The sequence below is a fragment of the Burkholderia sp. BDU5 genome, assembly GCF_001522845.1.
GTDB lineage: Bacteria > Pseudomonadota > Gammaproteobacteria > Burkholderiales > Burkholderiaceae > Burkholderia > Burkholderia mayonis.
This window is the reverse complement of sequence record NZ_LOWC01000033.1, coordinates 120,861-147,101: the sequence shown is the minus strand read 5'-3', so window position 1 is coordinate 147,101 and position 26,241 is coordinate 120,861. Positions and strand designations below refer to the sequence as shown.

Genomic DNA, 26,241 nt, shown 5'->3' with positions numbered 1-26,241 from the left:
GGCTCGCCGAGCCGCATCGCGAGGGAAGGGCGCGCGCCCTTTCTTCGCGCGATGCCTTTCGCTGTCCCGTTTTTTCCGCGATCCCTATCCCGTTTCAGTCAGTCGGCGTGCGAATCAGACCTTCCTTCTTCTGCGTGTCCATGCTGGTCGCCGGCAGCCATGCCCAGGCGACGGAGTTCAATTCGTCGTTCCTGAGCATCGACGGCGCGAACGACGTCGACCTGTCGCAGTTCTCGCAGGCGGACTTCACGCTGCCGGGCACGTATCTGCTCGACGTGCAGGTCAATGACGTGTTCTACGGCCTCCAGCAGGTCGAATTCGTCGCGCAGCACGAAGGGGACGGCGCGCGCGCATGCATCACGCCCGAACTCGTTGCGCAGTTCGGCCTGAAGAAGTCGCTCGTCAATGACATGCCGCGCTTCATGGGCGGCCGCTGCGCGGATCTCGCCGCGATCGAAGGCGTGACGATCCGCTATCAGAAGGGCGAAGGGCGCCTGAAGATCACGATTCCGCAAGCCGCGCTCGAATTCACCGACGCGTCGTACCTGCCGCCCGAGCGCTGGAGCGAAGGCGTCGACGGCGCAATGCTCGACTATCGCGTGCTCGCGAACGCGAATCACGCGTTCGGCGGCGGCGCGCAGCAGAACAACTCGGTGCAGGCGTACGGCACAATCGGCGCGAACTGGGGCGCGTGGCGCTTTCGCGGCGACTATCAGGCGCAGACGAACGCGGGCGGCTCCGTCTACGCGGATCGCACGTTCCGCTTCAATCAGCTCTATGCGTACCGCGCGCTGCCGTCGCTGCAGTCGACGCTGTCGTTCGGCGAGATCTACGTCGATTCGGACATCTTCAGCACGTTCTCGATGTCGGGCGTCGCGATGAAGAGCGACGACCGGATGCTGCCGCCGTCGATGCGCGGCTACGCGCCGCTCGTCGCGGGCGTCGCGCGCACGAACGCGGTCGTCAAGGTGATGCAGGCCGGCCGCGTGCTGTACATGACGAAGGTGTCGCCCGGCGCGTTCGCGCTGTCGAATCTCAATACGAGCGTGCAGGGCACGCTCGACGTCGTCGTCGAGGAAGAGGACGGCTCCGTCCAGCGCTTCCAGGTCGCGACCGCATCGGTGCCGTTTCTCGCGCGCGAAGGCCAGTTGCGCTACAAGACCGCGATCGGCAAGCCGCGCACGTTCGGCGGCGCGGGCATCACGCCGTGGTTCGGCTTTGCCGAGGCTGCGTACGGGCTGCCGTTCGACGTGACCGTGTACGGCGGTCTCATCGCGGCGTCCGGCTATACGTCGGTCGCGTTCGGCATCGGCCGCGACTTCGGCCGCTTCGGCGCGCTGTCGGCGGACATCACGCACGCGCGCGCGACGCTCTGGTGGAACGGCCAGACGAAGCAGGGCAACTCGTATCGCATCAACTATTCGAAGCACTTCGACGCGCTCGACGCCGACGTGCGCTTCTTCGGCTATCGCTTCTCGGAGCGCGACTACACGAATTTCCAGCAGTTCTCGGGCGACCCGACCGCGTCCGGCCTCGCGAACGGCAAGCAGCGTTATTCGGCGATGCTGTCCAAGCGCTTCGGCGATACGTCGACCTATTTCTCGTACGACCAGACGACCTACTGGTCGCGTCCGTCCGATCAGCGGATCGGCGTGACGCTCACGCGCGCGTTCTCGCTCGGCGGGCTGAAGAGCGTGAACATGAGCTTCTCCGCGTTCCGCACGCAAGGCGCGGGCGGCGGCGGCAACCAGGTGTCGCTAACGGCGACGCTGCCGCTCGGCGAGCGCCAGACGCTCACGTCGAGCGTGTCGACGGGCCAGGGCGGCACGAGCGTGAACGCGGGCTACATCTACGACGGCATGAACGGCCGCACCTATCAGGTGTACGGCGGCGCGACCGACGGCCGTGCGTCCGCGAACGCGAGCTTCCGCCAGCGCACGCCGTCTTACCAGTTGACCGCGCAGGCATCGACGGTCGCGAACGCGTACGCGTCGGCGTCGCTCGAAGTCGACGGCTCGTTCGTCGCGACGCGCTACGGCGTGACCGCGCACGCGAACGGCAACGCGGGCGACACGCGTCTGCTCGTATCGACCGACGGCGTGCCCGGCGTGCCGCTCGCCGGCTCGTATGCACGCACCGATTCGCGCGGCTACGCGGTGATCGACGGCGTATCGCCGTACAACGTGTACGACGCGACCGTGAGCGTCGACAAGCTCGGCCTCGACACCGAAGTGACGAACCCGATCCAGCGCACCGTGCTGACGGACGGCGCGATTGGCTACATCAAGTTCAACGCGGCGCGCGGGCGCAACGTGTTCGTCACGCTGACGGGCGACGACGGCGCGCCGGTGCCGTTCGGCGCGTCGGTGCAGGACGCCGAGACCGGCAAGGAGCTCGGCATCGTCGGCGAGGCAGGGGCCGCGTACCTGACGCAGGTGCAGCCGCGCGCGAAGCTCGTCGTGCGCGCCGGCGCGAAGACGATCTGCACGCCCGCCGCGCTTCCCGACACGTTGCAGCTCGACGGCACGCCCGCGCCCGTCGGCTGCGAATCCGCGACGCAGCACGCGTCGCGCTGACCGACCTGACCGACTCGACACGATGATGAACATGACCACACGATGCCTTTCCGCTTCGAACGCACAGCGCATGGCCGCCGCGCTCCTCGCCGCGCTCGCGGGCGCCGCGCACGCGGCGATCGTGCCGGACCGCACCCGCGTGATCCTCAACGAAGGCGAGCAGGCCGCGATCGTGACGATCTCGAACAAGAGCGATGCGTATCCGTATCTCGTGCAGTCGTGGCTCGAAGACGAGCACGGCAACAAGATCACGACGCCGCTGATGGTCGTGCCGCCGCTGCAGCGCGTCGAGCCGAGCGAGCGCAACGTGCTGCGGATCGCGCGGATGCCGGGCGCCGCGCTGCCGGCCGATCGCGAATCGGTGTTCTATCTGAACATCCGCGAGGTGCCGCCGAAGACCGGCACGCCGAACGCGCTGCAGATCGCGCTGCACACGCAGATGAAACTGTTCTACCGGCCGGCGGGCGTCCAGCCCGCGCGCGATGAGGACCCGACGCTGCCGATGACGTTGCGCGTCGATCCGGCCGCGCACCAGCTCGTATTCGACAACCCGACGCCGTATCACATCACGGTCGTTGCGCTCGCGGCGGGCGCGAACAAGACGCCGCAGCCGCTCGATCCGGTGATGGTGAATCCGAAGGGCGCGGCGAGCGTGCCGTTCTCGGCGTCGGCGGGCGGCGGTCTCCACGTCACGCACGTCGACGACTACGGCGGCCAGGTGACGGTCGAGTACGCGTGCGACGGCAATGCGTGCCGGAGCGTGAAGCGATGAGCGCGTTCACTCGCTTCTTGCCGCGACGCATGCCCGGCTGGCTCGCGTGGGCCTGCGCGGCGCTCCTCGTCGCATTCGCTCAGCCCGCGTGGGCGGTGCGCTGCCTGACGAACAGCGGCCAGACGTCGCTCACCGAGCCGATCGGCAACGTCGCGTCGTATCCGACCGACGCGCCCGACGGCTACGTGATCTGGATTTCGTCGCCGCGCACGACGGACGGCTATTGCTACAAGGATCTCGGCGGCGCGGGCAATCTGAGCATCGTCGACAACATCTACTTCTACGCGAATCCGGACGGCAAGAATCCGGCCGCGTGGGGGCTCGAGATCGGCATCCGCTATCAGGGCGTCGACCACTTCGGCGCGGGCAGCCGTCCCGGCACCGGCGTGCCGACGGGCTTCGCCGTGCCGCCGTGCTCGCAGGCGGACTTCAACGCGAAGCGGTGCCCGAAGATTCCGATCAGCATCACGTACCAGGTGGTCGTGCGCAAGAAGGGCGCGTGGGTGCAGCCGCCGAGCGACGTGTACACGGTGTTCCAGTTCGACGGCGAGAAAGGCCTGAACAACACGAACCCGAGCTTCCAGTACCGGCTGAGCGGCCTGCAGAACCTGAAGCCGACGCCGTGCATGGTCGACGTGACGGTGACGCCCGAGCCGGGGATCGTGAAGTTCGGGCAGATCCAGGCGTCCGGCAACGGCTTTTCTCCTGCTGCGCCGCGCAAGCAGTTCAGCCTCGCGCTGACGAAGAAATGCAGCATACCGGTGCGCGTCGATGGCTACTTCGAGACCTCGCAGATCGTGCGCAACGGCCTGCTCGTGCCGCAGAGCGACAGCAATTTCGGGATCGGCATCGAGGACAAGAACGGCAATGCGATTCCGTTCAACCAGCAGTTCGTGCTCACGCAGATGCCGGGGAACGTGTCGTATCAGAACGTCGTGCTCGATGCGGTGCTGAAGTCGTTCGGCGCACCGAAGATCGGGCCGTTTACCGGGACGGCGACGATTCGGCTGTTCATCTACTGATCGCGCTCGACCGGCTTGCGCTTGGCGATTCGGCGGCGGCCGCCGCGCACGGATGCCCGGGCGTCATGCGTTCGACACCGCAGGCTCGGGCTGGCGGCGCCAGAAGGTCCTGTATTCGTCGCAGGTATCGATGAGGCGCCGATGCGGACCTGCCGCGACGAGCCGCCCGGCGGACAGGAACAGCACCTGGTCGGCCGCCTCGACGTTCGCGATCCGATGGGTGATCAGCACGAGCGTCGTGCGCCTGCAAAGACGCTCGCGAAGCATCGCGATGCCGAGCGCGTCGCTTTGCGGATCGAGGCCCGACGTCGTTTCGTCGAGGACGATTGCGGGGACGTCGACGCCCATCAACCTGACGAGCTCGACCTTCTGCACCTGGCCGCCCGATAGGCGAGCGCCGCCTTCGCCGACATCGCCGTCGAGGTCGATGCGCCGCCCGTCCTTGTGGAACGCGAGGCGTTCGAGCAGTCGCGTCGCGTCGTCGTCGGTGAGCGTCGACGGGTAATAGCGGACGTTTTCCCGCAGCGGTCGGTTGAAGAGCGCGACGTCCTGCGGAACGTAGAGCGCGAAGCCGCTGCGCGCAGTGTCGTCGATGCCGTACAGGTTGACGTCGTCGTATGCGACGACGCCGTCGTCGGGCGGCAGCAGCCCGGCGACGATCTTCGCGAGTGTGGATTTGCCCGAGCCGTTGTGTCCGACGATCGCCGTGTAGCTGCCCGCCGGCAGGTCGAACGACATCGGTTCGATCGCGAAGCGATCCGCCCGGCGAAACGCTAGCCGGCGGACCGCGACGTGCGCGGCCGAGCCGCCCGGCTGCGGGCGGACAGCGTCGGCTGTGGCCGCCCGGGGGGCGATCTCGAGCGCTTCGCGCACGTTCGCGAGCGCCGCGCCAGCCTGGCGGAGCACGAATCCGTACGCGCCGAGCGGCAGCGCGAACTGCAGCACGTAGGTCTGCAGCAGCATGAAATCGCCGAGCGTGATCCGGCCGGCCGCGATGTCGCGCACGCACAGCACGAACATCGCCGCCATGCCGAACGCGATGATGCCGTACTGATAGACGGCCGCGCGCGTGAGCAGCCACGACCGCCGCCAGCCGACATCGAGCCGCGCGCCGGCTCTCGCCGCGACGTAGTCGATCTCCCGCTGCACCGCGCCGTTGTAGACGACGCGCGGCGCATTCGCGAGCACGTCGCCGAGCGCGGTCGACAGCGCGCCCGCGGCCTCGCTCGTCGCGGCCGCGCTCTTCTCGTATTGCTCGGCCGACAAGTGGGAGAACAGGAAATAGGCGGCCAGCACCGCGAACAGGATCGCGGCGTAGCGTAGCGGCACCAGCAGCGAAATCAGCACGAGCGCGACGGCGAGCTGGATCACGACGGGCGTGATCTTCCACAGCACGCCTTCGATGATCACCTGAAGACTGTACGGCAAGCGTTCGAGGAGACCCTGCACATAGCCGCTGTCGGACGATGCGCGGCCGGCGAGCGCCGGGAGCTGCGCGTGCAGCGCGCGGCGCAGCAGCGCGTTCGACACGGCGTTGACGATCCGGCCGGTATACGCGAGCAGGACGATCGACGAGATCGCGGACGCGGACCACAGCGCGGCGAACAGCACGATGTCGACGGACGCCTTCACGGCGTCGAAATGCGCGTGCGACATCTCGTCGACCGCGAGCTTCAACGTGACCGGGCCGAGCAGCATGAAAGTCGATGTCAGCGCCTCGATCAGCACGCCGGCGGCGATCAGCTTTCTCGCATTCGTTTCCTTGTCGAACATCAGGCGGACGACGTCCGCCAACGAGCGTAGCGCGGCAAGCTTCATGTCGATTCGCAATCGTGCCGGAAAACCGGCGTTCGGGACGGGAGAAACGGCGTTTCGGCGCGCGGCGGCGCGATCCGCCGCCGGAACGGATGCAATGGCGGGAGCGTCACGCGGGGCGCGGCGAAACGCTTCGTCAGCATGCCACAACGCGCCGGTTCGCGACGAAATTCTGCCAGGATGCGCAAAAAACCTCCACGCACCCGACGAGCGCGAGGCTGATCGCGGCCGCGTTCTGACCGACGCGCACTGCCTTCAGCGCGTGCTCGAGTTCGGTTTCGTCGATCTTGCCGCTTCGCATCAGCACGCCGTCGCGGAGCAGTTCGCGAAATGCGTCGTAATGCGACACGATCCCTTTCACGAAGCCGATGCCGAACGATCCCTTGGTCCTTCGCCACAGCACGTCGACGGGAGTGTGCGCCGATGCGATCTCGCGCAGCACGATCCGGTCGTTCCGGTGATCGAAGCTGTCGTAGCTCCGAAGGCCGAAGGTCGCCTCGACGACCGGTTGCGCGAGATAGGGATTGAGCCGGCTCGTATACGCGGCGTCGGTGACGGGCGTCATGATCGACACGAACCGGTCGAGCACCGAGATCGACTCGTCGGACGGGGTGTCCGCGCGGAGATCCCGCGGCGTGCGGGTGCGCGCCTGCCCGGCCGCCCCGCGCGGCGCGCGCGACGCGAACAGCTTCGACATCGTCTGCTGCGACACCGAAGCGTCCTGCCCGAACAGCCGTCTTCTCAGCGCGATCTTCGCCGCCATCAGCAGAATGCGCGGGATCGAGTCGTTGTGAAGCATCGCGAGCTTCTCCGCCGTGCGAAGGGCGAACGACCATCCTTTGCCGTGAAGCGCGTCGAGCACCGCGTTCGCGTCCGGCACCGCCTTGAACAGCAGATCGCCGCCCTGGCCTTCGAGCAGCACCGACGACGGGCCGATCGCGCCCGATACCGCCTTGTCGATGCCGAGAAACAGCATGTCCTGGCTCAGGCTGGCGGGCGGCGTCCGCACGATCCGTTCGGAGAACGGCAAATGACGATCGATGTCGATGCAGATGAGTTCCGCGCCGATCGAATCGGCCACGCGCGCCGCCATGTCGCGCTCGTAGAAGTCGGGCGACGACGTGGAGAACAGGTGGACGGCGGCGAGCGGCGCATCTGCGCCGAGCGCCTTGCGCAGGAAGATCGCGCCCGCGGACGAGTCGACGCCGCCCGACAGCGCGGCGCATACGTTCGGATGGCTGCGCGCAATGCTCGAATAGACGTCGTCGAGCGCCGCCGCGCACGACGCACGGACGTCGCCAACGGCGCCCGTGCGCGGAAGCCACGCGCGCTCGATCGTGCATCGCCCGTCGGTGTCGACGATGAGCGCGCATCCGGGCGGCACGGCGCGGACCGACGCGAAAGGCGTTTCGTCAAGCGGGCCGAACTGCGTGCACGCGAATTCGATCAGGTAGTCCAAGTTCCAGTCGATCGGCGCGCCGTCGAGCAGGTTCGCCGCCTGCGGATCGACGTCGACGCGACCGTTCCCGGCCGCCCGGTAATAGAGCCGGACCGAATGCAGCGGGTCGGGCAGGAACAGCCGGCGACCGGTCGCCGCTTCGTCGAGCACGAGGATGTAGGCGCCCCAGACGCCGCGCGTGACGACGTCGCGCGCGTCGGTCAGCGTGCGGGCGCGCGCGAGCGCGCGATCGAGGCTCGAGTGCGCGTCGCGGAGGTACGCGCGGCCGCCGACTTCGAGCAACGTTGCGCCGATCGGCCGATCGGGCCCGCCGTTGCAGGACAGCAGACCGCGATATCCGGCCGCGTCCGTCCACGCGCGCCGTTCAAGCCGCCAGCCCGACCGGGGCGGCGCGTTCGTCAGGTCGAGGCGTTCGATAGATTTCGCCATAGCTCTTTTTCAGGTCCGGTTCGTCGCCGCACACGCGCCCGTCGACTTCGACCCAAGCATGGGCGATGAACGGCATCGGCCTCACGCCGATCACGAGTTGAGCGGGCACGCTCTCCCGCCTCAGATGCGTGGCGAGCGCGAGCGACATTTGCAGGCATGTGATGCGAAAGGGCGACCAGATCGACGCGCGCAGATAGCGCTCGACCGTTTGCGACGTGCCGTCGCCGTCCGTGGACGCGGCGTTCGCGGGACGGGCGTCGAGCCGATCGAGCGCGGAAAGTGCGTGAAAACCGCGCATCTTGAGCGACGCCGCGCTGCGCACGATGCGCCAGAACGGCAGCCATTCGAAACGGGAAGTGCTCCGCTCGCCGAGCACCCGGCTTGCCCATATGCCCGACTCGAATGCGTCGAAGCGCCACGCGCGGTAATCGGCGATGCGGCTTCGGGCGGGCTCCGGCGATTCGGCGACGATGATCCGGTCGTCAATCAACGGCTTCAATGCGCGCGATGTATCGACAGACTTGAAATCCAGATAATGGTCGGCAAAAGCACTCGCGCATGCTTCGTCATAAAGAAAATATCGTGACCGCCGCATATCGAGCGCGACGATCGCCTGGTCGAATACCGCGATATGGCAATGGCGGGCTAGCATCATGGTCGGTTTTCCGATGGGGCGAAATGCCCCATCGGCTTTACGAGACGCTAATTAATTGAATCCGAAGCGCGAAATGACGCGGGCGTCCGGGGTTTGGAAGCCCGGCGTGCCGTGCGTCGAGGAAACCGCATCCAGGCTGACGCCGTTGGAGCCTTGGATCGTGATGTGGAGAAGCTTCGCCAAAAGTCGAACCATTTTAATCTCCTAAAAAATATCGATTTAGCCGACCGCCTTTCATGATAGTAAGGCGCCCGGCGTTAGGTTTATAGCATCACTTCGCAAGAAATTCAATCGGAATATTCTTTTCTCCATGGAAGCAGTTTTATATCTTCGAATTCGATAATTTATCTCGAATGGACGATTTATCTTTGTTGAAAAATGGAAATCCGGATTTGTCGGCTTAATTCCGGAATTTGGAAACAAAATAAAACTCGCATTGCTTATCGGCGATCGTGCTCTCGCGATGACGGAGATCGGAGCGCCCGGCATCGTCAGGTCATCCCGCCGAACGGCCGAGCCGGCGATGCGTTGCCGCGCCGCAGGATGCGCGCAAGACCTGCTGCTTCGCACCAAATTTGACGCCTACGGCCTCCGCATTCATCCGAATTCAAAAAAATACCAGTCTGGTGTCTGATTTTTAGTGGCCGGCCGCATGTCCGGCGACTATCGTTCGCACTACACGAGACGAACGGCGGACAGCGTCGACCGATGCGTCCGCCGCATCGGACGAGCGGCGCGCGCGCCGTGGTCTGGAGAATAGGAGGAGCGAGTGCAGCCCGATCTCGAAGTCGTCGACGTACGCCGCGGCGAGTCGTTCAAGGCGTGGTCGCATGGCTACCCGTACCGCACCGTGCGGTGGCACTTTCATCCGGAATTCGAAGTGCATCTGATCGTCGAGACGACGGGCCAGATGTTCGTCGGCGACTACGTCGGCGGATTCGGGCCCGGCAATCTCGTGCTGATGGGGCCGAACCTGCCGCACAACTGGGTCAGCGACGTGCCGGAAGGCAGGACGATCGCCGAGCGCAATCTCGTCGTGCAGTTCGACCAGGCGTTCGTCGCGCGCTGCGCGGACAGCTTCATCGAGTGGCGGCACGTCGAAGGACTCCTCGCCGACGCGCGGCGCGGCGTGCAGTTCGGCGCGCGCACGAGCGATGCGGTCAAGCCGCTCTTCGCCGAGCTGATCCACGCGCGCGGGCTGCGGCGCATCGTGCTGTTCCTGTCGATGCTGCAGATCCTCGTCGACGCGACCGACCGCGAACTGCTCGCGAGTCCCGCGTATCAGGCCGATCCGTCGAGCTTCGCGTCGACCCGCATCAATCACGTGCTCGCGTACATCGGCAAGAACCTCGCGAACGAATTGCGCGAGACGGATCTCGCGCGGCTCGCCGGACAGAGCGTGAGCGCGTTCTCGCATTACTTCCGGCGGCACACGGGCTTGCCGTTCGTCCAGTACGTGAACCGGATGCGCATCAATCTGGCCTGCCAGTTGCTGATGGACGGCGACGCGAGCGTCACCGACATCTGCTTCAAGAGCGGCTTCAACAACCTGTCGAACTTCAATCGCCAGTTCCTCGCGGTGAAAGGAATGTCGCCGTCGCGCTTTCGCCGCTATCAGGCGCTGAACGACGCGAGCCGCGACGCGTCGGAGGCGGCCGCGAAGCGCGGCGCGGGCATCGCCGGCGCGCCGGCGATCGTGCCCGCCGCGCAGGCGCGCGGCGCTACCCGTCCGATCCCCGAAGTCCTGCTGTCCGGCTGAGCCGGACCGCGTTCCCGAGCAACCCAGCAGTCACGCGTATTCCGGCGCGCCGCTTCCGCGGCGCGCGGGGCGCGCGCATACCTAGAAAACGGAGACAACCATGATGCTTACCGCTTCCTCGACGCCGGTTTCCGGCAACCCGGCCGCGCGCGCGCTGCGTGCCGCGGCGTTCGCGCTCGCGCTCGGCGGCGCATGCGTCGCGCACGCGGCGCCGCTCAAGATCGGCATGACGTTCCAGGAGCTCAACAACCCGTACTTCGTGACGATGCAAAAGGCGCTCAACGAAGCGGCCGCGTCGATCGGCGCGCAGGTGATCGTGACCGACGCGCATCACGACGTCAGCAAGCAGGTGAGCGACGTCGAGGACATGCTGCAGAAGAAGATCGACATCCTGCTCGTGAACCCGACCGATTCGACGGGCATCCAGTCGGCCGTCGTGTCGGCGAAGAAGGCGGGCGCCGTCGTCGTCGCGGTCGACGCGAACGCGAACGGCCCGGTCGATTCGTTCGTCGGCTCGAAGAATTTCGATGCGGGCGCGATGTCGTGCGAGTACCTCGCGAAGGCGATCGGAGGCGGCGGCGAAGTCGCGATCCTCGACGGCATTCCGGTCGTGCCGATCCTCGAGCGCGTGCGCGGCTGCCGCGCGGCGCTCGCGAAATTCCCGAACGTGAAGATCGTCGACGTGCAGAACGGCAAGCAGGAACGCGCGAGCGCGCTCGCCGTGACCGAGAACATGATTCAGGCGCATCCGAAGCTGAAGGGCGTCTTCAGCGTCAACGACGGCGGCTCGATGGGCGCGCTGTCCGCGATCGAGGCGTCGGGCAAGGACATCAAGCTGACGAGCGTCGACGGCGCGCCCGAGGCGATCGCCGCGATCCAGAAGCCGAACTCGAAGTTCGTCGAAACGTCCGCGCAGTTCCCGCGCGACCAGATCCGCCTCGCGATCGGCATCGGGCTCGCGAAGAAGTGGGGCGCCAATGTGCCGAAGGCGATTCCGGTCGACGTGAAGCTGATCGACAAGGACAACGCGAAGACCTTCAGCTGGTGAGCGGACGACATGCGCGAGGCGCGTGCGCCGCACCGCGCCGGGGAGCACGCGGCGGCGGGCGGCGCGCATGAGCGCGAGCGAGGAAGCGATGGACACGATATTGGAACTGGCCGGCATCACGAAGCGGTTTCCCGGCGTCGTCGCGCTGCAGGGGATCGATCTGCGCGTCGCGCGCGGCGAGATTCACGCGCTGCTCGGCGAGAACGGCGCGGGCAAGTCGACGCTGATGAAGATTCTCTGCGGCATCTACCGGCCGGACGAAGGCGCGATCGCGATCGACGGCGAGGCGCGGCATTTCGCGAACTATCACGATGCGATCGCGGCCGGCGTCGGCATCGTGTTCCAGGAGTTCAGCCTGATTCCGGACCTGAACGCGGTCGACAACCTGTTCCTCGGCCGCGAGTGGCGCGACCGGTTCGGGCTGCGCGACCGAGCGCGGATGCGCGGCGCGGCGGCGGACATCTTCGCGCGGCTTCGCATCGCGATCGATCTGTCGACGCCGGTGCGCGCGCTGTCGGTCGCGCAGCAGCAGTTCGTCGAGATCGGCAAGGCGCTGTCGCTCGACGCGCGGATCCTGATCCTCGACGAGCCGACCGCGACGCTCACGCCCGCCGAAGCCGCGCACCTGTTCGGCGTGATGCGCGAGCTGAAGCGGCAGGGCGTCGCGATGATCTTCATCTCGCATCATCTCGACGAGATCTTCGAGGTGTGCGACCGGATCACCGTGCTGCGCGACGGGCAGTACGTCGGCACGACGGACGTCGCGCACACCGATGTCGGCGCGCTCGTCGAGATGATGGTCGGCCGGCGGATCGAAAACAGCTTTCCGCCGAAGCCGCCCGCGGCGCGCGATGCCGCGCCCGTGCTCGAAGTCGACGCGCTGCAGGTGCGCGAGAACGGCCCCGTCAACCGCTTCACGCTGCGCGAAGGCGAGATCCTCGGCTTCGCGGGCCTCGTCGGTTCGGGACGCACGTCGACTGCGCTCGCGCTGATCGGCGCGAAACGCGCGCGCGTGCGGCGGATGCGCGTGCGCGGCCGCGCGGTGCGCCTCGCGGACCCCGCCGACGCACTGCGCGCGGGCATCGGCCTCCTGCCCGAGAGCCGCAAGACGGAAGGGCTCGTCACCGAGTTCTCGATTCGCTACAACGTGGCGATCAACAACCTCGGCCAGCACCGCAGCCTGCGCTGGTTCGTCGACGCGGCGGCCGAGACGCGCACGACGTTCGATCTGATGAAGCGGCTCGGCGTGAAGGCGCCGACGCCGGAGACGCGCGTCGACACGCTGTCGGGCGGCAACCAGCAGAAGGTCGTGATCGCGCGCTGGATCAACCACCACGCGCGCATCCTGATCTTCGACGAGCCGACGCGCGGCATCGACATCGGCGCGAAGGCGGAGATCTACCAGCTGATGCGCGAGCTGACCGCGCGCGGCTACGCGATCGTGCTGATCTCGAGCGAGCTGCCGGAGATCGTCGGGATGTGCGACCGCGTCGCGGTGTTCCGCCAGGGCCGCATCGAAGCGGTGCTGGACGGCGACGCGATCGAGCCGAACACGGTGATGACCTATGCGACTTCAGACGCACGCGGAGCGAACCATGAACATGCGTAACCAGACGACGCCGTCGTCTCCTCCCCCCGCGCCCGCCGCGCAGTTTGCGAGCCCGGACGCGCCGCCGCCCGCCGGCGCGCGCGTGCGGCAGGCATTCGGCGCGCTCAGGCGCTCGACGACGTTCTATCCGCTGATCGGGCTCGTCGTCGTGTGCATCGCGATGGTGTTCGCGAGCGACAGCTTCCTGAGCGCCGCGAACCTCGAGAACGTGCTGCGGCAGGTGTCGATCAACGCGATCATCGGCGTCGGGATGACCTGCGTGATCCTGACGGGCGGCATCGACCTGTCGGTCGGCTCGGTGATGGCGCTGTCCGGCACGCTGACGGCGGGGCTGCTCGTCGCCGGCATCAACGGCGCGGCGGCGCTCGCCGCGGGCGTCGGCGTCGGGGTCGCGCTCGGTGCGGCGAACGGCTTTTTCGTCGCGTTCGCCGGGATGCCGCCCATCATCGTCACGCTCGCGACGATGGGCATCGCGCGCGGCGTCGCGCTCATCTACACGGGCGGCTATCCGATCGACGGGCTGCCCGACTGGATCCGCTTCTTCGGCAGCGGCAAGGTGCTCGGCGTGCAGATGCCCGTGCTGACGATGCTCGTCGTCTACGCGCTCGCGTGGCTGATGCTCGAACGCATGCCGTTCGGCCGCTATGTGTACGCGATCGGCGGCAACGAGCACGCGACGCGGCTGTCCGGCGTGCGCGTCGCGCGCGTGAAGCTCGTCGTCTACACGTTCGCCGGGCTCACGTCCGCGCTCGCCGCGGTCGTGCTGACCGGGCGCCTGATGAGCGGGCAGCCGAACGCGGGCGTCGGCTTCGAGCTCGACGCGATCGCGGCCGTCGTGATGGGCGGCACGTCGATCGCGGGCGGCCGCGGCGCGATCGTCGGCACGCTGATCGGCGCGCTCTTGCTCGGCGTGCTGAATAACGGCCTCAACATGATCGGCGTGAATCCATACGTGCAGAACGTGATCAAGGGCGGAATCATCCTGCTCGCGATCTACATCGGCCGCGAGCGTCGCAAGTGACGCACGCGGCGGCGACGCGCGCAACGCACGTGATGCACGTGATGCACGTGATGCACGTCACGCATGTCACGCATGTCACGCATGTCATGCGCCGCGTCGCGGCGCGGCGAGCGGCGGCAGTTGCTGCTTACGCAGCGTAAGCGGCGGACGCGGCGGACGCGGCGCACACGCGTCGCGCGCGAGCGCCGCCTGTTCGCCGGCCGCTTCATCCGGCATCCCATTTCATCGAACCCAGTCAGGCAAACCGAAACCATGACGAATCGAAACAACGATACGCAGCAGATGACGGCGATCGTCTGCCATGCCCCCGAGGACTATCGCGTCGAGCGCGTGACGAAGCCGCGCGCGGCCGCGCGCGAGCTCGTGATCCGCATCGGCGCGTGCGGGATCTGCGCGAGCGACTGCAAGTGCCATTCCGGCGCAAAGATGTTCTGGGGCGGCCCGAGCCCGTGGGTCAAGGCGCCCGTGATTCCCGGCCACGAGTTCTTCGGCTACGTCGAGGAATTGGGCGAAGGCGCGGCCGAGCACTTCGGCGTCGCGCCCGGCGACCGCGTGATCGCCGAGCAGATCGTGCCGTGCGGCAAGTGCCGCTACTGCAAGTCGGGCCAGTACTGGATGTGCGAGGTCCACAACATCTTCGGCTTCCAGCGCGAGGTCGCCGACGGCGGGATGGCCGAATACATGCGGATTCCGCCGACCGCGATCGTCCACAAGATCCCGCTCGGCATCTCGCTCGAGGACGCGGCGATCATCGAGCCGCTCGCCTGCGCGATCCATACGGTCAACCGCGGCGACATCCAGCTCGACGACGTCGTCGTGATCGCGGGCGCGGGGCCGCTCGGCCTCATGATGACGCAGGTCGCGAAGCTGAAGACGCCGAAGCGGCTCGTCGTGATCGATCTCGTCGAAGCGCGGCTCGCGCTCGCGCGCGAATACGGCGCGGACGTGACGATCGATCCGACGCGCGACGATGCGCTCGCGATCGTCCGCGATCTGACGAGCGGCTACGGCTGCGACGTCTACATCGAGACGACCGGCGTGCCGGCGGGCGTCACGCAAGGGATGGACCTGATCCGCAAGCTCGGCCGCTTCGTCGAGTTCTCGGTGTTCGGCAAGGACACGACGGTCGACTGGTCGATCATCGGCGATCGCAAGGAGCTCGACGTGCGCGGCGCGCATCTCGGCCCGTATTGCTATCCTGTCGCGATCGATCTGCTCGCGCGCGGGCGCGTCACGTCGAAGGGAATCGTCACGCACGGCTTCTCGCTCGACGAATGGGACGACGCGATCCGGGTCGCGAATTCGCTCGACTCGATCAAGGTGCTGATGAAGCCGCGCCGCTGACCGCGCGCGCCGCTAACCGAATCGCGGAGGCGACATGGAATGCGTGATTGGTGTCGACATCGGCACCCAGAGCACGAAGGCGATCGTCGTCGGCGTGAACGGCGCGATCATCGCGCAGCACGCGGCGGCATACCGGCCGGATACGCCGAAGCCGTTATGGGCCGAGCAGTGGCCGGCCGTGTGGTTCAACGCAGTGTGCGAGTGCATCGCGCGTTGCGTCGCCGATGCGCGCGCGGCGGGCGTCGACGCCGCGTCGATCGAGGCGCTTTGCGTGAGCAGCCTGTACGGCGGCTCGGGCATTCCCGTCGATCGCGAGATGCGGCCGCTCCATCCGTGCCTCATCTGGATGGACCGGCGCGCGACCGACGAAGTCGACTGGGTGCGCGCGAACGTCGACGTCGAGCGACTGTCCGCGATCACGGGCAATGGCGTCGACAGCTACTACGGCTATACGAAGATACTGTGGCTGCGCGGCAAGCGGCCCGACGTGTGGGCGAACATCCGCTATTTCGTGCCGCCGAACGCATACGTCGCGTATCTGCTGACGGGCGAGCTCGCGGTCGACCACAGCGCCGCGGGCAACATCGGCGGCGTGTACGACCTGGATCGACGCGACTGGTCCGACGAAGCGCTCGACATGCTCGGCATCCCGGCGACGATGATGCCGGAGCGGCTCGTCGATTCCGACGCGGCAGTGGGCGGGCTCCTCGCGCAATGGGCGGACGCGCTTGGCCTGCCGGCCGGCACGCCCGTCATCGCGGGCGGCGTCGATGCGGCGGTCGCGACGTTCGCGGCGGGCGCGACGCGGCGCGGCCAGCATGTCGCGATGATCGGCACGAGCATGTGCTGGGGCTACATCGCGGAGACGACCGATGCGCGGCACGGGCTCGTCAGCATGCCGCACGTGTTCGACGGCCGGCGCGATCTGTACGTGTTCGGCGGCGCGATCACGGCGGGCGCGTCGGTGTCGTGGTTTCGCGAGCAGTTCTGCCATGCGGAGGTCGAAGCCGCGCGCGCGACGCCCAACGGCGACGCGCATCGCCTGCTGGAGGCGGCCGCCGCGCAAGTGCCGGCGGGCAGCGACGGCGTGATGTTCCTGCCGTATCTGATGGGCGAGCGCAGCCCGGTGTGGGACGCGAAGGCGAGCGGCGCGTTCGTCGGCCTGTCGCTCTATCACACGCGCGCGCATCTGTATCGCGCGGTGCTCGAAGGCGTCACTTACGCACTGCGGCACAACATCGCGGCGAGCGCGGCGGGCACGGGCGCGCTCGCGCTCGACGACCGGCTCGTCGTGGTCGGCGGCGCCGCGCATTCGGACCTGTGGATGCAGAGCGTCGCCGACATCACCGGCTACCCCGTATGGACGATCGCCGAGGACGTCGAAGCCGCGATGGGCGCGGCGCTCCTCGCGGCGGTCGGCGCGGGGCTCGTGTCGCGCGACGCCGCGCGGCGAGGCTGGGTCACGCTCGCCGAGCGCGCGCGTCCCGATGCGCGGCGCGCGGCGCTCCACGACGCGCGCTTTTCGCTCTACGCCGGGCTTTATCCGGCGCTCCAACCCTTCATGCACGGACTGCAGACATCATGAGCGTCGCATTCGATTTCAACGGCCGATCGATTCTCGTGACGGGCGCATCGAGCGGGATCGGCCGCGCGGCGGCCGTCGCGCTGCGCGGCTGCGGCGCGCGCGTCGTCGCCGCCGCGCGCAACGTGTGCGAGCTCGAGCGGCTTTCGCACGAGACGGGCTGCGAGCCGCTCGCGCTCGACGTCGGCGACGAAGCGTCGGTGAGCGCGGCGCTCGGCGGCGAGCGGATGCGCGACGCGTTCGACGGGCTCGTCAACTGCGCGGGCGTGACGCGCCTCGCCGCAGCGATCGACACGAAGGGCGACGACTTCGATCGCGTGATGGCCGTCAACGCGCGCGGCGCGATGCTGGTCGCGCGGCACGTCGCACGCGCGATGATCGACGCGGGGCGCGGCGGCAGCATCGTCAACGTGTCGAGTCAGGCGGCGCTCGTCGCGCTGCCATCGCATCTGAGCTATTGCGCGTCGAAGGCGGCGCTCGATGCGATGACGCGCGTGCTGTGCGTCGAGCTCGGACCGCACGGGATTCGCGTGAACAGTGTCAATCCGACCGTCACGCTGACGCCGATGGCCGAGCACGCGTGGCGCGATCCCGAGCTGAGCCGGCCGATGCTCGCGGCGATTCCGCTCGGACGCTTCGCGAGCGTCGCGGACGTCGTCGCGCCGATCCTGTTCCTGCTGAGCGATGCGGCGGCGATGGTGAGCGGGGTGGCGTTGCCCGTCGACGGGGGGTATACGGCGCGTTAGCGCGGCGCGCGGACGGCGTGCTGTACGGCGGGCATTGCGCAACATGCGGGCGCGTATCGAGCGGTGAGTCATGCGCCGCGTGCGGTGCGCGCACCGCGCGGCAGGCGAAGCCTGGCGAGAGCAGGCGGACTTGCCGGGGCGGCGGCGTGCGTCGTCAGGCTGGCCGTCGTGTCCGTTCTTTCGCGGCCGGCAGACATGCTCAGGTCGTCGGTATCGACCGGTCCGCACACGCGGGAAAGGCCGGTTTCGACGCGACGGCGGCGCGTGTCCAAATTCGAACGGCGGGGCTCCCGTGCCGTCGGAGACGCGGAATCGGCGCATATCGCCGTTTGTGCTTCGCGCATCGCCCGCCGCCGCCGCGCCGAATGCGCTTCGCGCCGGTCAACGCAACCGCGCGACGACGCTCGCGAGCGCGGCCTCCGGCACCGTCAAAGGCGGCGGTCCGAGCGTCACGTCCGGCGCGGCGATCGCCATCGACGTCTGCGCGAACGCAACGATGTCGAAGCCCAGCGCATACGCGCCGTCGGCCGCCTGCGCGAGCAACGCGCGGTAGCCGGCCGCATCGCCCGCGTGAAAGCGCGCCCACGCACCCGGGACGATCCGCACCTCCACCCGCGCGCCCACGGCGCGCGCTTCCTCTTCGAATAACTGGCGAGTCGGTCGCTCGGTGCTCGGCGCCGCGCACAGCACGGCGACGCGCCGTCCGACCTGCGCGCACGCGCGGGCGAGCGCCGCGTCCGCGCGCACGATCGGCTTCGCATGCGCGGCGAGCGCGTCGACGCTCGGTCCGAGCGTCGAGCAATTGAGCAGCGCCGCATCGGCATCGCGCGCGAGCGCGACGAGCGCCGCCCGGGTTTGCTCGGCAATCGGAGCGGGCAGGCCGGAACCGGTCGCGGCCGCGCGCTCCGCGGCGGCGAACAGCCCGGGCCGCACGCGATGCGTGAGCGATCCGGGCGCGAGACCGAGCGCGGCGGCCGCGCACTCGAAGCGCGGCACGTTGCTGTCGGCGGTATGCAGGCAGGCGATGAGCGGCATCGAAAAGAGGCGCGACGAGCGCCGCGGATGGGGCGGAGGCTCCATCGTAGCGTCATCGTTTCATTTTCTGCAACGATTGACCGGCGACATTCCGAAAAACGACAAACCCCGCGAGATTATCAGGTTATAAATAAATAATATTGAGAACGATTCGCGTTTGCGTTAGATTGCCGTCATTGGGAAAACATCTGGAGAATCCATGGCGGAAATGCTCGCTCGGCCGGCGCCGGCAAAACCGTTACCGATCCTCGATTCGAACGCCGCGCGCTCGCCGGACCTGCGAGCGGCGTCCGATCCCGCGCACGGCGCGCTCGTCGAGGTGCTCGTCGCGAACCGGCCGATGCTCGTGAAGCTCGCGCGCGGCTTCGTTGGCTGCGTGAGCCGGGCCGAGGACGTCGTGCACGACGTGCTCGTCAAGCTCGTCGATTTCCCGAACCAGGATGCAATCCGGCAGCCCGTCGCGTACGTGACGCGGATGGTGCGCAACGCGTCGATCGACGCATGCCGCCGCCAGACGCTCGAGAACACCTATCACGCGGACGAGGACGACGGCCTCGACGTGCCGTCGCCGGAACTGTCGCCCGAGGCGGCGCTCGTCGTGCGCGACACGCTGCGCCACGTCTACGACGCGCTCGCGCAGCTGCCGGCGCGCAGCCGCGCCGCGTTCGAGATGGTGCGGCTGCGCGAGGAGACGCTGCAGAGCGCGGCGCGCGCGCTGAACGTGTCGCAGACGCTCGTGCATTTCATGGTCCGCGACGCCGAGCGGCACTGCGTCGCGTGCGTCGACGCAGCCGCGCGCGGGCTCGCGTGCCCGGTGTTCTGCGGCGGCCGCGCGCGCAACCGGTAAAAAAATGCGCGCGCGATTCGTCTATCGAGTAGACGCGGCGTGCGCCGTGCGCCGCCTTCCCAACTTTTCTAGCGAGCTTCTTCGATCATGACGCAAGCCCAGCAACCCTCGAACCCGCCGGCCGCCGCCGCCGCCGACGACGTCGTCTACACGGTCGTCGTCAACGACGAAGCGCAGTACTCGATCTGGCCGACGTTCCGCGCGGTGCCGGCCGGCTGGCGCGAAACCGGCGTGCGCGGCGCGAAGGCCGACTGCCTCGCGCACATCGAAACCGTATGGACCGACATGCGTCCCGCGAGCCTGCGCCGTCATCTGGACGCGGCGAACGCGTCGTAATCCGGCGCGTATCGCGTCCGTATCGCAAGAGGATTCCCGGATGACTCAGCTCTCGATGCCGGCCGTTGCGGCCCGCCCGACGCTCGACGACCTGCGCGTCGAGCCTGGTTTGCCGACCGTCGTGTCGCCGCGCGAGGGCGCGGACATCGCGCTCGACGCGGCCACGCCGCTGTTGCGCGAGATCGCCGACGACGTCGTCGAGCGCGCGGGCGGCGTGCTTTTCACCGGCTTTCACGTCGCGTCGATCGAGACGTTCCAGCGCTTCGCGGCTGATTTCGGCGATCCGCTGATCGGCTACGAGTTCGCATCGACGCCGCGCAGCCAGGTCGAGGGCGCGGTCTACACGTCGACCGAATACCCGCCGCATCGCTCGATCCCGCTGCACAACGAGCAGTCGTACACGCGCGAGTGGCCGCTGCGGATCTGGTTCCACTGCGCGCTCGCCGCGCGCACGGGCGGCGCGACGCCGATCGCCGACAGCCGCGCGATCCATCGCGCGCTCGATCCGGCGCTCGTCGCGCGCTTCGCCGAGCGCGAGCTGCTGTATGTGCGCAACTTCGGGCAGGGACTCGATTTGCCGTGGCGGCAGGCGTTCGGCACCGACGATCCGCGCGAAGTCGAGCGGATCTGCGCGACGCGCGGGATCGACTGCGAATGGCGCGAAAGCGACGACGAACCGCTGCTGCGCACGCGCGAACGCTGCCAGGCGGTCGCACGCCATCCGCGCACGGGCGAACCCGTGTGGTTCAACCAGGCGCATCTCTTTCACCTGTCGGCGCTCGACGAGGACATGCAGGAAGCGCTCGTCGACGCGGTCGGCATCGAGAACGTGCCGCGCAACGTCTATTACGGCGACGGCGCGCCGCTCGAAGCCGACGCGCTCGCGGAGATCCGCGGCGTGCTCGACCGGCAGCGAATCGTGTTCCCGTGGCGAACGGGCGACGTGCTGATGCTCGACAACATGCTGACCGCGCACGCGCGCGATCCGTTCGAAGGGGCGCGCAAGGTGGTGGTCGCGATGGCGCAGAGCCACCGTGAAAAAGAAGAAGGAAGGGCAGTTAGCGGATGAAGAAACGATGAAGAACGAAACGGTGGCGGCGCTCGCGGCGCGCGCGTTGAGCGTCGGCTACCGGGATCATCGGGTGCTCGACGGCCTCGATCTGACGATCGCGGCGGGGCGGGTGACCGCGCTGTGCGGTCCGAACGGCTGCGGCAAGAGCACGCTGTTGCGCACGCTCGCCGGGCTGCAGCCCGCGCTGTCGGGCGCCGTCGAAATCGACGGCGTGCCGCTCGGTTCGTACCGGCGGCGCGCGCTCGCGCGCACGCTGACGATGCTCGCGCAGTTCAACCAGATTCCCTCGGGGCTCACGGTGCGCGAGCTCGTCGCATACGGCCGCTACGCGCACGGCGGCTGGCTGCGCGGGCTGTCGCGCGCCGATCGCGACGCGATCGACGAAGCGCTTGCGACGACGGGCCTCGCCGACGACGCGGCGCGCGACGTCGCGGCGCTGTCGGGCGGCGAGCGGCAGCGCGCGTGGATCGCGATGGCGCTCGCGCAGCAGGCGCCCATCGTGCTGCTCGACGAGCCGACCACGTATCTCGACATCCATCACCAGCTCGACATCCTGCGCGAACTGCGGCGGCTCAACCGCGAGCGCGGCCTGACGATCGTCTGGGTGCTGCACGACCTCAACCAGGCGGCCGCGTACAGCGACGAAATCGTACTGATGCGCGCGGGCCGGATCGTCGCGCAGGGCACACCCGACGCAATGCTCGAACCGCACCCTCTGCTGGCGACGTTCGGCGTCGCGATGCTGAAGACCGCGCATCCGCTCACCGGCGCGCCGATGTGCGTGCCCGCGTATGAGGGCGTGCTCGATGCCGAATCGACGGCGGGCGGCGCCGAAGGCGACGTGAGCGGCGAAGCCGACGAGTCCGCCGTGCGTCGCGCGGGCGCTGGCGCGCAGCGGAATCTCGCCGCATGACGACGCTCGCCGTCCGCAAGCGCCTGCGTCGCGGCGCACTCGTATCGGGAGTGTCGCGCGCGGTTGCGACGAGCCGCGTCGGCACGATCGCCGGTGCGCTCGTCGCGCTGATCGTCGTCGTCGCCGCGATGCGGCTCGCGCCCGAATTGCGCACGTGGCTCGCCGCGCCGGCGGGCAGCGACGCCGCCCAGCTCGCGCACATCATGCTGTTCGATCTCGCCGCGCCGCGCGTCGCCGCGGCGCTCGTCGCGGGCGGCTGCCTTGCGGTCGCGGGCGCGCTGTTTCAGGCGCTCACGCGCAATCCGCTCGCCGCGCCCGATCTGCTCGGCATCACGGGCGGCGCGCAACTCGGCCTGATCGCCGCGATGCTCGTGCCGGCGTTCGCCGGCCATGCGTCGGTGCCGCTCCTGTTCGTCTGCGGGCTCGTCGCCGCCGGCTGCGTGTCGGCTGCAGCGGGCGGCTGGCGCGCGACGCCGTTGCGGCTGATTCTCGCGGGCAGCGTCTGCATGCTGCTGTTCTCGGCGATCACGACGCTCTTGCTCGCGTTCTTCGAAGAGACGGTCGTCGGCGCGTCGTTGTGGGCGAGCGGCAGCCTCTATCAACCGGGCGCGGCCGGGCTGCGCGACGCGCTCCTTTGGCTCGTCGCGCCGGTCGTCGCGCTGCCGCTCGTGATCCGGCCGCTCGATCCGCTCGCGCTCGGCGACGATGCGGCGGCGGCGGCCGGCGTGCGCGTCGACGCGGCGCGGCTTGCCGCGACGCTCGTCGCGGTGGGCTTCGCGAGCGTCGCGGTCAGCATCGCGGGGCCGCTGTCGTACGTCGGACTGATCGCGCCGAACCTGATGCGGCAGGTGCGCGGCGCGAAAGCGTCGAAGCTCGGCGCGCTCGTGCCGCTCGCCGCGCTGGCGGGCGGCGCGCTCGTGCTCGTCACCGACAGCGCGGTGCTCGCGCTCGGACTCGATGCGACGCTGTCGACGGGCGTCGCGATCGCGTTCGTCGGCACGCCGCTGATGCTCGCGATGATCCGTCGGGGCGCCGCGTGGTCCGGCGCGGCGCAGCAGGCGACGCATGCGCAGGCGAGCACGCGCGTCGGCGCTCGCGTCGTCCGGGCGCTCGCCGTGCTGCCGTGGCCGGCAGTCGCGTCGCTGCTGTTCTTGATGGGGGGCGCGGTGCTCGTGATCGGCGCATCGTTCGGCCCGGCGTGGCTCGGCCCCGGACGCTGGCTCGCCGCGCTCGCGCAGCGCGACGACCTCGCGCGGATGGTGCTCGACCTGCGCGTGCCGCGGCTGCTGTGCGCGCTGCTGGCGGGCGCGCTGCTCGGCGCCGCCGGCGTGCTGATGCAGAGCATCGTACGCAATCCGCTCGCCGGGCCTGAAGTGCTCGGCGTCACGCAAGGCGCGGGATTCGCGACGCTTGCGACGCTCGTCGCATGGCCGCTCGCCGCGCACGGGACGCTCGTCGCCGCATCGCTCGCGGGCGGCGGCGCGACGCTCGCGCTGACGCTCCTGCTCAATCGCCGGCATCGCTACGCGCCGCTCGCCGTCGCGCTGACGGGCATTGTGATCGGCACGCTGTGGACGACGCTCGCGCAATGGCTGATCACACAGGAGAGCGTGCAGCCCGCGCGCTTCGTCGTCTGGCTCGTCGGCGGCACGTATGGGCGCAGCTGGGGCGAGCTCGTCGCGCTGCTTCCGTGGTGCGCGCTCGCGCTGCCGACGCTCGCGCTGCTCGCGAAGCCGCTCGATCTGCTCGCGCTCGGCGACGATCAGGCGGCCGCGCTCGGCCTGCCGATCGCGGCGCTGCGCCCGCTCGTGCTGACGATCGCGACGCTCGCCGCGTGCGCGGCGGTCGCGGCGGTCGGTCCGGTCGGCTTCATCGGGCTGATGGCGCCGCATCTCGCGGCGATGCTCGGCGCGCGCACGCATGCGACGCGCCTCTGGGTCGCCGCCGCGTGCGGCGCGCTCGTGCTCGCCGCCGCCGACGTCGCCGCGCGTACGCTGCTCGCGCCGCGCGAGATTCCGGCGGGCGTGCTGACCGCGCTGATCGGCGCGCCGTACCTGCTCGCGCTCTTGATTGCCGAAGCGCGACGCGAGCGGCGGGGCGGGCGGTGACGGCGTGCGTTCGCGCGACGCGCTTTTCGACGCTCGCGCCGGCATCGATCGCGCATTACCTCGAGCACGTGTGGCTCGGCGCGCCCGATGCGCACGACGAGCCTGCGTTCGCCGTCGATGGCGGCGAGCCGCCGGACGTGATCCCGGCCGCGGCGCTCGCGAGCCGGCGCGATGCGCTCGTCGGCGCGATGGTCGCGCTGTACGGCGGCGATGCCGGAGCGCACACGCGCGCGCTGCTGTCGCAATGGAGCAAGTATTACTTCAACCTGGCCGCGTCGGCGGGCTTCGCCGCCGCGCTGCTGCTCGGCCGGCCGCTCGACATGACGCCGTCGCGGATGCGCGTCGCGCTGCGCGCCGGGATGCCGATCGCGCTGATCTTCGAGCCCGATGCGCTGCGGCCCGCGCAATCCGAGCCCGCACCGCGTTACGCGGCGCTCGTCGATCATCTGCGCGCGACGATCGATTCGCTCGCCGCGCTCGCGAAGCTGTCGCCGCGCGTGCTGTGGGCCAACGCGGGCAATCTGCTCGACTATCTGTTCGAGCAATGCGCGCACATGCCGCGCGCGGCGGCCGACGCCGCATGGCTGTTCGGTCCCGTCGACGCGCACGGCGACGCGAATCCGCTGCGGCTGCCGGTGCGCCGCGTGAAGCCGTGCTCGGCACGGCTGCCTGATCCGTTCCGCGCGCGCCGCGTGTGCTGCCTGCGCAATGAAATTCCTGGGGAAGACCAACTGTGTGGAAGCTGTCCGCTGTTGTTGACGATGTGCGACGACGAGCTCGCGAAGCAGGACGCCGCGCATTGATGGCGCGCGTGTCGCGCCGTCCGCGATTCATGTCGATGCCGGTCGATGCCAGCGTCGCGGCGATGGCGAGAGCAATCTCTCGCTTGTGGTTCGCGAGGTTCCTGCGGCTGCCGATCGAGACGGTCGGGATGCTGCCGACGCGAACGGCGCACTTTGCGCGATGGCTGCGGCTGTCGGTCGGCGCATGCGCGACGCGGCCGGCGCACGCGCGGGGCCTCGCGTGGCGCGCACGGTCGTCGGCCGCCATAGCCGCGTTCGTCGCCGGCATCGCGTGCACGGCGCAACCGGCGCGCGCAAGCGAGCCGCCCGCCGCCTGCCGTGCGCTCGCCGACGATCCGACCGTGTCCCAATTCAGCCGCACGCTGCCCGCGCGACCGGTGCGGATCGTCGTGCTCGAATTCATGTTCGCCGAAGATCTCGCCGCGCTCGGCATCACGCCGGCCGGCATGGCCGATCCCGCGTACTACCCGGTCTGGATCGGCTATGACGACGCGCGGCTCGCGGGCGTGCCGGACGTCGGCACGCGGCAGGAGCCGAGCCTCGAGGCGATCGCGGCCGCGAAACCGGATCTGATTCTGGGTGTCGGGCTGCGACATGCGCCGATCTTCGATGCGCTGTCGCGGATCGCGCCGACGGTGCTGTTCAAGTACAGCCCGAACTACGTGCAGGACGGGCGGCAGGTCACGCAGTTCGACTGGGCGCGGGCGATCCTGCGCACGATCGGCTGTCTGACGGGGCGCGAGCAACAGGCGCGTGCGGTTGAAGCGCGGGTCGACGCGGGACTCGCGCGCGACGCGCGGCGGATCGCGGCGGCGGGGCGCTCGGGCGAGCGCGTCGCGTGGCTGCAGGAGCTGGGGTTGCCGGATCGCTACTGGGCGTTTACGGGCAACAGCGCGTCGGCGGGCATCGCGCGCGCGCTCGGCCTCGAACCGTGGCCGGGCGAGCCGACGCGCGAAGGCACGGCGTATGTGACGTCGGAGGATCTGCTGAAGCAGCCTGACGTGGCGGTGCTGTTCGTCAGCGCGACGGAGCCGGGCGTGCCGCTCGACGCGAAGCTCGATTCGAAGATCTGGCGGTTCGTGCCGGCGCGGCGAGCCGGGCGGGTCGCGCTCGTCGAGCGGAATATCTGGGGATTCGGCGGGCCGATGTCCGCGCTGAGGCTGGCTGACGAGATGACCGAGCGGTTGCTGGCGCTGCCGGAGCCGGGCTTGCGCCGATAGCCTCGGAAGCGCCGGCGGTCGCGGCCAATCATCCCTTCGTCCCGGCCGAGCTCATCGGGTTCGACATCCA

At 69.0% G+C, this 26,241-nt stretch carries 22 protein-coding genes; 17 read left to right on the top strand and 5 right to left on the bottom strand.

Annotated features, from left to right (window positions below; all coding sequences use genetic code 11):
- The first annotated feature begins 134 nt into the window (after positions 1-134).
- Genes WS69_RS07250 through WS69_RS07240 form a run of 3 tightly spaced genes read left to right on the top strand, consistent with a single transcriptional unit; the run spans position 135 to position 4,370 of the window.
- Complete coding sequence (locus WS69_RS07250; protein WP_197419221.1) at positions 135-2,576, top strand: fimbria/pilus outer membrane usher protein; 2,442 nt, start codon at positions 135-137, stop codon at positions 2,574-2,576.
- 22 nt (positions 2,577-2,598) lie between these two features.
- Positions 2,599-3,348 (top strand): fimbrial biogenesis chaperone, encoded by a 750-nt coding sequence (locus WS69_RS07245; RefSeq protein ID WP_059470111.1) that lies wholly within the window; start codon positions 2,599-2,601, stop codon positions 3,346-3,348.
- Positions 3,345-4,370, top strand: a complete 1,026-nt coding sequence (locus WS69_RS07240; protein ID WP_059470110.1) for a fimbrial protein — start codon at positions 3,345-3,347, stop codon at positions 4,368-4,370. Before WS69_RS07245 ends, WS69_RS07240 begins: the two co-directional genes overlap by 4 nt.
- Positions 4,371-4,433: 63 nt before the next feature.
- Here the strand turns inward: WS69_RS07240 and WS69_RS07235 are convergent, their stop codons facing one another.
- The 4 genes from WS69_RS07235 to capA all read right to left on the bottom strand — a co-directional run bounded on the left by WS69_RS07235 (position 4,434) and on the right by capA (position 8,923).
- The gene (locus tag WS69_RS07235) at positions 4,434-6,188 is read right to left on the bottom strand and encodes an ATP-binding cassette domain-containing protein (protein WP_059470109.1); all 1,755 of its coding nucleotides are present in this window, start codon (positions 6,186-6,188) and stop codon (positions 4,434-4,436) included.
- A 133-nt stretch (positions 6,189-6,321) separates the two neighbouring features.
- The gene (locus tag WS69_RS07230) at positions 6,322-8,073 is read right to left on the bottom strand and encodes a lasso peptide isopeptide bond-forming cyclase (protein WP_059470108.1); all 1,752 of its coding nucleotides are present in this window, start codon (positions 8,071-8,073) and stop codon (positions 6,322-6,324) included.
- On the bottom strand, positions 8,009-8,728 hold the full coding sequence (locus WS69_RS07225) for a lasso peptide biosynthesis B2 protein (RefSeq protein WP_059470167.1): 720 nt from the start codon (positions 8,726-8,728) through the stop codon (positions 8,009-8,011). The genes WS69_RS07230 and WS69_RS07225 overlap by 65 nt, the downstream gene beginning before the upstream one ends.
- Positions 8,729-8,779: 51 nt before the next feature.
- Complete coding sequence (gene capA, locus WS69_RS33060) at positions 8,780-8,923, bottom strand: capistruin family lasso peptide (protein ID WP_108033920.1); 144 nt, start codon at positions 8,921-8,923, stop codon at positions 8,780-8,782.
- Positions 8,924-9,497: 574 nt separating this feature from the next.
- On the opposite strand from capA, the gene WS69_RS07220 reads away from it, so the two are divergent.
- The 7 genes from WS69_RS07220 (at position 9,498) to WS69_RS07190 (ending at position 17,837) form a co-directional block, all read left to right on the top strand.
- Positions 9,498-10,487 carry an AraC family transcriptional regulator gene (locus tag WS69_RS07220; RefSeq protein ID WP_059470107.1) on the top strand — a complete coding sequence of 330 codons (990 nt, stop codon included), beginning with the start codon at positions 9,498-9,500 and terminating at the stop codon, positions 10,485-10,487.
- A 100-nt stretch (positions 10,488-10,587) separates the two neighbouring features.
- Positions 10,588-11,535: a substrate-binding domain-containing protein gene (locus WS69_RS07215; RefSeq protein ID WP_059470106.1), complete on the top strand. Its 948-nt coding sequence runs from the start codon at positions 10,588-10,590 to the stop codon at positions 11,533-11,535.
- Between the two features lie 88 nt (positions 11,536-11,623).
- Entirely contained in the window at positions 11,624-13,144 is a 1,521-nt protein-coding gene (locus WS69_RS07210) for a sugar ABC transporter ATP-binding protein (RefSeq protein WP_082716021.1), read from the top strand.
- On the top strand, positions 13,131-14,165 hold the full coding sequence (locus WS69_RS07205; protein ID WP_442854889.1) for an ABC transporter permease: 1,035 nt from the start codon (positions 13,131-13,133) through the stop codon (positions 14,163-14,165). Before WS69_RS07210 ends, WS69_RS07205 begins: the two co-directional genes overlap by 14 nt.
- A gap of 252 nt (positions 14,166-14,417) precedes the next feature.
- A complete protein-coding gene (locus WS69_RS07200) occupies positions 14,418-15,509 on the top strand; it encodes an alcohol dehydrogenase catalytic domain-containing protein (protein ID WP_059470104.1) in 1,092 nt (363 codons plus the stop codon).
- A 34-nt stretch (positions 15,510-15,543) separates the two neighbouring features.
- Positions 15,544-17,094 (top strand): FGGY-family carbohydrate kinase, encoded by a 1,551-nt coding sequence (locus tag WS69_RS07195; protein WP_059470103.1) that lies wholly within the window; start codon positions 15,544-15,546, stop codon positions 17,092-17,094.
- Positions 17,091-17,837: an SDR family oxidoreductase gene (locus WS69_RS07190; RefSeq protein ID WP_059470102.1), complete on the top strand. Its 747-nt coding sequence runs from the start codon at positions 17,091-17,093 to the stop codon at positions 17,835-17,837. The genes WS69_RS07195 and WS69_RS07190 overlap by 4 nt, the downstream gene beginning before the upstream one ends.
- 381 nt (positions 17,838-18,218) lie before the next feature.
- Here the strand turns inward: WS69_RS07190 and WS69_RS07185 are convergent, their stop codons facing one another.
- Positions 18,219-18,917 carry an Asp/Glu racemase gene (locus WS69_RS07185; protein ID WP_231747087.1) on the bottom strand — a complete coding sequence of 233 codons (699 nt, stop codon included), beginning with the start codon at positions 18,915-18,917 and terminating at the stop codon, positions 18,219-18,221.
- A 154-nt stretch (positions 18,918-19,071) separates the two neighbouring features.
- On the opposite strand from WS69_RS07185, the gene WS69_RS07180 reads away from it, so the two are divergent.
- From WS69_RS07180 to WS69_RS07150, 7 genes are all read left to right on the top strand, one after another.
- Positions 19,072-19,719, top strand: a complete 648-nt coding sequence (locus tag WS69_RS07180) for an RNA polymerase factor sigma-70 (protein ID WP_059470101.1) — start codon at positions 19,072-19,074, stop codon at positions 19,717-19,719.
- 87 nt (positions 19,720-19,806) lie between these two features.
- On the top strand, positions 19,807-20,055 hold the full coding sequence (locus WS69_RS07175) for an MbtH family protein (RefSeq protein WP_059470100.1): 249 nt from the start codon (positions 19,807-19,809) through the stop codon (positions 20,053-20,055).
- A 40-nt stretch (positions 20,056-20,095) separates the two neighbouring features.
- Complete coding sequence (locus WS69_RS07170) at positions 20,096-21,124, top strand: TauD/TfdA family dioxygenase (protein WP_059470099.1); 1,029 nt, start codon at positions 20,096-20,098, stop codon at positions 21,122-21,124.
- Between the two features lie 7 nt (positions 21,125-21,131).
- On the top strand, positions 21,132-22,040 hold the full coding sequence (locus tag WS69_RS07165; protein WP_059470098.1) for an ABC transporter ATP-binding protein: 909 nt from the start codon (positions 21,132-21,134) through the stop codon (positions 22,038-22,040).
- Complete coding sequence (gene fhuB / locus WS69_RS07160; protein WP_059470097.1) at positions 22,037-24,148, top strand: Fe(3+)-hydroxamate ABC transporter permease FhuB; 2,112 nt, start codon at positions 22,037-22,039, stop codon at positions 24,146-24,148. The genes WS69_RS07165 and fhuB overlap by 4 nt, the downstream gene beginning before the upstream one ends.
- The gene (fhuF, locus tag WS69_RS07155) at positions 24,145-24,951 is read left to right on the top strand and encodes a siderophore-iron reductase FhuF (RefSeq protein ID WP_059470096.1); all 807 of its coding nucleotides are present in this window, start codon (positions 24,145-24,147) and stop codon (positions 24,949-24,951) included. The genes fhuB and fhuF overlap by 4 nt, the downstream gene beginning before the upstream one ends.
- A 128-nt stretch (positions 24,952-25,079) precedes the next feature.
- Complete coding sequence (locus tag WS69_RS07150) at positions 25,080-26,171, top strand: ABC transporter substrate-binding protein (protein ID WP_442854892.1); 1,092 nt, start codon at positions 25,080-25,082, stop codon at positions 26,169-26,171.
- Positions 26,172-26,241 lie beyond the last annotated feature (70 nt).